The 5878-nt window shown below is 41.5% G+C and carries 4 protein-coding genes and 1 pseudogene; 3 read left to right on the top strand and 2 right to left on the bottom strand.

The features are described from left to right. The 3 genes from J3364_RS22395 to J3364_RS22385 form a co-directional block, all read left to right on the top strand. The coding region (locus J3364_RS22395; RefSeq protein ID WP_349560385.1) for a thioesterase domain-containing protein at positions 1 to 1175 on the top strand (1175 nt) is incomplete at its 5' end. Positions 1176 to 1309: 134 nt separating this feature from the next. Next, complete coding sequence (locus J3364_RS22390) at positions 1310 to 2902, top strand: MBL fold metallo-hydrolase (RefSeq protein WP_349560384.1); 1593 nt, start codon at positions 1310 to 1312, stop codon at positions 2900 to 2902. A 270-nt stretch (positions 2903 to 3172) separates the two neighbouring features. Then, on the top strand, positions 3173 to 3994 hold the full coding sequence (locus J3364_RS22385) for a thioesterase domain-containing protein (protein ID WP_349560383.1): 822 nt from the start codon (positions 3173 to 3175) through the stop codon (positions 3992 to 3994). Between the two features lie 142 nt (positions 3995 to 4136). On the opposite strand, the gene J3364_RS22380 is transcribed toward J3364_RS22385, so the two are convergent. Together J3364_RS22380 and J3364_RS22375 are read right to left on the bottom strand one after the other, a co-directional pair. Continuing rightward, positions 4137 to 5183: a serine hydrolase domain-containing protein gene (locus tag J3364_RS22380; protein ID WP_349560382.1), complete on the bottom strand. Its 1047-nt coding sequence runs from the start codon at positions 5181 to 5183 to the stop codon at positions 4137 to 4139. A 370-nt stretch (positions 5184 to 5553) separates the two neighbouring features. Then, positions 5554 to 5700, bottom strand: a pseudogene (locus J3364_RS22375) (IS3 family transposase); the annotation flags it as partial. Positions 5701 to 5878: the final 178 nt, after the last annotated feature.

Below are 5878 nucleotides of genomic sequence, written 5' to 3'. Positions count from 1 at the left end.
CGGATGGTTCGGGTCTGGCCCGGACGGAGTATGTGGCACCGCAAGGGGAGTTGGAGGAGGCCCTGGCGCTGATCTGGCAAGAGTTGCTGGGCGTTGAGCGTGTAGGCCGCCACGACAACTTCTTTGACCTGGGTGGGCATTCGCTCTTAGCAGTGCAAGTTATTACTAAAATGCAGCATAAATTCAGCGAGAAACCGCAGTGGACAGAACTAGAATCAAAACTGACATTGCCTGTGCTCTTTCAAACTCCAACCATAGCAGCACTCGCTAACCACTCGAAAAAAAATGTAAAAATAAATCCTATAAAACTTAACGAAAGCGAAGCCCCTTTGTTTTTCTTAGTGCATGATATATCAGGGACAACAACTCCATTTTCTGAGTTCGTTAATGCATGTGGAGAGCAACTCTCATTATATGGACTGGAAATAATGGATAATCTTGATCTAAGAGACGGCCCTCTGACACTCGAAATATTAGCCGCAAAGTATATCACCGACATAAAAACGATACAGCCAGTAGGTCCTTACCGATTGCTGGGTTATTCGATTGGAGGAAATATTGCTTACGAGATGTCGCGCCTACTAATTCAAGATGGTGAAAAAGTGGAATTCGTTGGGTTAATAGACTCACAGAGAGCTTCATATGTACTATCCGATGTCGAAAAAGAACACGAAGTAAATAAAATTCAAGAATATTGTATAGAGAAAATGTTAAAGCCACAGCTGACCCCTGAAGCGATTCTATGTCTAGAGAAAATAAAAGCTGAGCTATCTTTTGGGCTGAAAACGCCGATGATATCTGACGAGCGGCTAAGCTACTATATAGAAAAGTTCGGGAGCAATGCAGAAAAAGAGGGTGTTAGCGAATTCCTAATACGGTCTATACTTCAGCTTCTGAATTATTTGCATGGATTGAGTGTAATGGCCTTCTCAAGGGAAGAAAATATTCCTATATCTGCTCCTGTCCATTTATTTGTCTCTGATGAAGCTGATTCTAATATAAGAAAAAAGGGACAGCTGGTAAACGAAAGCATAGCTCAGTCATGGTGTGAGCTATTAGATAATATTGATGTTGTAAAGGTGGGTGGTGATCACCATACCGTTATGAAAAGCCCTCATGTAAACGCGATTCTAATGCACATGTTTAACGTTCTTGATAGTCAAATAAAAAAATAAAAGCTATCGCAGGTTTAGATGTGCTAAATCACCGAAGTTAGACTGCTTTAAATCGAATTTAAGATGTTGCTAATAGCAGATATTTTGGCTAAGAATGCGTGTTAATCCCCCCATTAGCTTAAGGAGAAGCAAGGATGACCATTGGGAAATTGTTTTATCTGAAACGAGAAGTTTATTTCGAGCCACTTATAAACCACTGGTATGCTTGGCCTTATTTGCTACCTCCCGCTCAGGCCGCGCGTTATATTTCATCCACACATTTAAAGTTAATGGACTCGTTTGTCAAAAATTCAAAATTACACGTCATCGCTAGCAAGCAGCTCGCTGGGGGCGATTTCCTTAACTGTTCAGAGGACCAAGTGGCTGCTGTTAGTCAATTAATTGAGAGCACGGAGCATAACCACAAAGACATTCTTGAATTAGCTAATGCCATTAGCGAGCTTGATGATATGTTGAGAGAGCACTCCTCGGGCGAATCTATCGAACCGTTATATGAGCTCATCCCAGCCCCTCTTAAGGGGTACGTTGAGCTACTGCTAGACCTTGAGCACAGGCCCACCTATCGTCTCTTAGAAGCATTATTATACAGAAGCCAATACAATAAAGAGGCGTTGCAAAGTGTGAATTTTGGACTTAGCACTAAAGTTGACGAACGACCTTTTGTACTTAATACGCCAAGAATCGCTGACAATAACCATCTACACTTGTCCTTGCCGTTTAACTCGCCGAAATTAAAAAAATTACTTGCTAGCCGAGATAATCCATTAACAATGGATCAAATTGAAGATATTTTTGATGGTGTAATCCAAGAAGGGGGGGTGAACTTTAAGGATTTGTTTACTTGTGAAGATCAAAGAGCATCTAATGAAGATCAAGCTGAAAGCTTCAATTTAAAGTATACGGGGCACGCCGGATTCTTAATAAGTGACGCAGGTAAAAACATACTAATTGATCCGGTGATCCCTACTTATGATCCGAAATATAAATGTTATATGACTGACTTTTGCCAACTTCCTGAACATATAGATTTTGTTTGTCTTACACATTCGCATCTCGATCATACAAATATAGAAACTCTTTTGCAGTTAAGGCACAAAGTTGGGCAGGTTTTGGTCCCTAAAAGTAACAGTGGTCTACTGGTTGACCCATCAATTAAATTGATGCTGGAGCAGCTAGATTTTAACGTGAGAGAGCTAGAGGACCTAGATCAAGTGCCTTTTTCAACAGGGTGCATCACAGCAGTCCCGTTTCTAGGTGAGCACGGCGATCTTAATGTTCGATCCAAGTGCGCCTGGTTAGTTGATGTTTCTAAAAGAAAGCTTTTTTTTGGGGCGGACTCTTCATGTTTAGATAAAAATATGTATAGCCGTCTTCATCAAATAATAGGTAATCTTGATTTGCTTGCGATCGGTATGGAGTGTGTTGGCGCGCCCTATACATGGCTATATGGTGCGTTGCATACGAAGAAGATCGGAAAAAGTATAAAGGAATCTAGACGACTAAACGGTGCAGATAGCAGGCAAGCTATAAATATGGTTGATATTTTTAATCCAAAAAAAGTCTGTATCTATGCGTTAGGAGCAGAGCCATGCTACAGATATTTTATGGGAATTGAGTATGATGAGAATTCTAAGCAAATCGTGGAATCAAACATAATGGCAGAGTTGTGCGCGAAGCGTCAAATACCAGCAAAAATTTTAATCGGTTCACAGGATGTCTACGTTTGAATTAAGATCAGGCTATATGCCGAGGTAGTACCAGTTATTTCGCGGCATTCATTTAAGCGCTTTACGATATCGTTTGATGTTCCTAAGGTGAGATTTAATTTTTTATAGATGCTTTAAGTCGTTTCGAATGTCATTGGCTTAGTGTTTAAAGGGGTATGCGCTAGTAATTATATGATCAATCTAATTCTGGTGCTTAGTCATTGACTTTGTGCAGGGTATGGTTTCGTGTAAAAATAGTCTTATTAATTCTCCAATCGAAGGGAGTCTACATTGCAAAATTACAACCCACTAGTGGCGCTCGGTCTAGCAACTGGTGCACATGACAGCGCGGTATTTTGTTTTCCCGGTGCAGGCGATAGCGTCACGAGCTTTGTTTCATTTGCTAATGAACTAAATATTGGATGTCCGATTTATGGCATGCAGCCTAGAGGAATTATTGCTGACCAAGAGCCCTATTCGTCGATAGATGAAATGGCTGATGAATATTGTCAAATAATATTGAGTAAGGGTGCCGGTGTCCGCGCTTTCCTCATAGGGCACTCCTTTGGCGGATATGTGGCAATGAAAGTCGCACAGAAATTGGAGCAGAATCTTTCTATTGGTACCTTAATTCTATTAGATGTAACCGCTCCCCAAGACTTTCAAAGTAATAAATCCCGACCCGAAAGTTTGCTTGAATTGATTAGGATGTTTGAGTTAGGTAGTAATAGGAATTTTAATATTGATCTTGAGTTTCTGGCCGGGCTTACCGATGAGGCGCAGTTAGAGTTAGTACAGACAGTAATAAGTGAAGCTGCATCAATTCCAAAAAGAAGTATTCAGCATTCGTCAATCAAAGGCATGGTGAACCTCTTCATCAAAAATAGTGAGATGAGGTTTTGTCCCGAGTCGCCTTACCATGGAGAAGCGATTCTAATTGATGCTATAGAGTCTGATGCATCGCCTTCCAGTCGTAGTCGAAACTACGCCAAATGGCGCAGAGTCGTACCCAAAATAAAGTACGTTCAAACAGCTGGCAATCATATAACCATGCTTAAAAGAGAAAATATCTCTGCTTTGGTCAGTATGGTTAGGCGGGTTTGGGCCATTTGAAAAGCCTGTCTTTATTAAAGTTTTTATTCATGATAAAATGCCAAAATTTGGGTTACTTCTCATATTTGCGGTGAAATGGTCGTGTCATGTTTATTTCTTTATAGTTATGGGGTATGTTAAAGGATTTGGCTATGACTATTTGCTATTCTAGATAATGACTGGCCATGTCTTCTAACGCCCGGCATGAATTTATCGCTAGACTATTTGAAAGAGCGGCAAACCAAAGGTTTTTGCTTGGAATCCTAGCTATCACGGAATTGAAACCTAGCCATTCACCTGTGTGTAGCACCATTTTGTATTTGAATATTTCATCTTGAAACCAGCCGTAGCCATAATCGACCCTCTCATTGCTGTTGGTTTGGGTGTGCGAAAACAATTTCGTTGTCATGAAGTTGCCCAGCAATAAATTGTTTTCCAATGCGTGTAGCCATAGCTCGATATCGTTTATTGAGCTATAAACGCCGTCTTCTCCATACAGCATATTACCGGTATTAAAGGACATTGGTTCAAAAAAGGGCCATTCTGAATACGACTCAGAGTAATTTGTGTTGCTGTTGCTGTTGCTGTTGCTGTTGCTGTTGCTGTTGCTGTTGCTGTGTCCGAAGACAAATGTTTTACTCATGCCGATCGGGGTGAAGATGTTATCATTTAAAAAGTCCGGGAATTTTTGATTGGAGATTTTCTCAATAAGTAATGCGAGTAGCGTATATCCGCCATTGCTGTAATCATGCTTGTCTCCGGCATTGAACTGTAAATGCTTAGCTTTTTGATAGTAACTGTAGACCGATTCGTTAGTGAGCATCGGTTTGTTACGGTCGAAGCTCCATAGGTCTTCTTCATACCTTGGAAGGCCGCTTAAGTGGTGTATTAAATGCCTTATTTTTATGTCTTTCATGTAGTTGGGCAGGTCATCGAAGTACTTTGCTATATGATCTTCACTTGACAAAGCGCCTCGTTCTTCCAAAATTGCTATACAAGTAGCGGTGAACTGCTTAGAAACGGACGCAAGCCGAAAAGCCGTATCGTAATTTACTCGTTCCTTGGCGGCAATATCTCTTAGGCCATAGCATTCTTTGAAAACGGTTTCTCCATCACGCCTCACCAAAACTGCAAGCCCAGGTGACTCAACTTCATTGTACTTATTATATTTTTTGGCGAACGGAGGTGCGCTATATTTATAGAGCGGCATAGGAAGCTCCTTCTTAAGTTAATGCATAATGAAAAACAGGAGGCCGTTTGCAAAATTTAGCTATTGGTTTTGCATATGATGGCTAGTGATTTGCTTTGTTGACCTTCTATTATGGACTTGTTTAAAGAGTTTGACTAGGCGAGGGGGTGGTAACTGCGCTATTTTATTGCAATATATACTCATATGTATTAATTTTCTAGGCTGTATGAACTAGTTTCAGTTTCACGGCCCAATTTAGGAGAAACGGTGTCGTGTCACTCAAATAACGTCATGTAGTCCAAGTATGAATGTTGGCGGTGCCGGATGTAAAACACTCGATATAATCTAAATTGCTTTGTCGGGCTTGCTGGCGTGTCTGGTGCCGTGGGTGCTCGGTCTTCAACCTATGAAAGAAGCTTTCTATTGCCGCATTATCGAGGCAATTTCCTTTACGGCTCATGCTGGGCTCGATGGCATCGATGGATAGCATTGCCTGGTACTGAGCGGTCCGGTATTGAACTCCCTGGTCCATGTGTACATGAGCTTGTCTGGTTTGCCGCGACGTCCTAAAGCCATGTTCGGGGCCTCTTTAGTCGCCCCTGCAAAACGCCGTTTTCAGACAGCCAGCAATTTACCGGTCTCTGCCGATTCATCCGGCAACGCCGGGATTGACCATAAAATAGCCAATATCAGGCGTAAATGCCGTCCGTCTTCAT

The sequence above is a fragment of the Marinobacter sp. NFXS9 genome (assembly GCF_040148665.1).
GTDB classification, from domain to species: Bacteria; Pseudomonadota; Gammaproteobacteria; order Pseudomonadales; family Oleiphilaceae; genus Marinobacter_A; species Marinobacter_A mangrovi.
This window is presented reverse-complemented; position numbering and strand designations above follow the sequence as displayed.

Coding starts and splice junctions, on each gene's coding strand:
- J3364_RS22380 (WP_349560382.1), bottom strand. CDS start 5,183: ATGCCGCTCTATAAATATAGCGCACCTCCGTTCGCCAAAAAATATAAT.
- J3364_RS22390 (WP_349560384.1), top strand. CDS start 1,310: ATGACCATTGGGAAATTGTTTTATCTGAAACGAGAAGTTTATTTCGAG.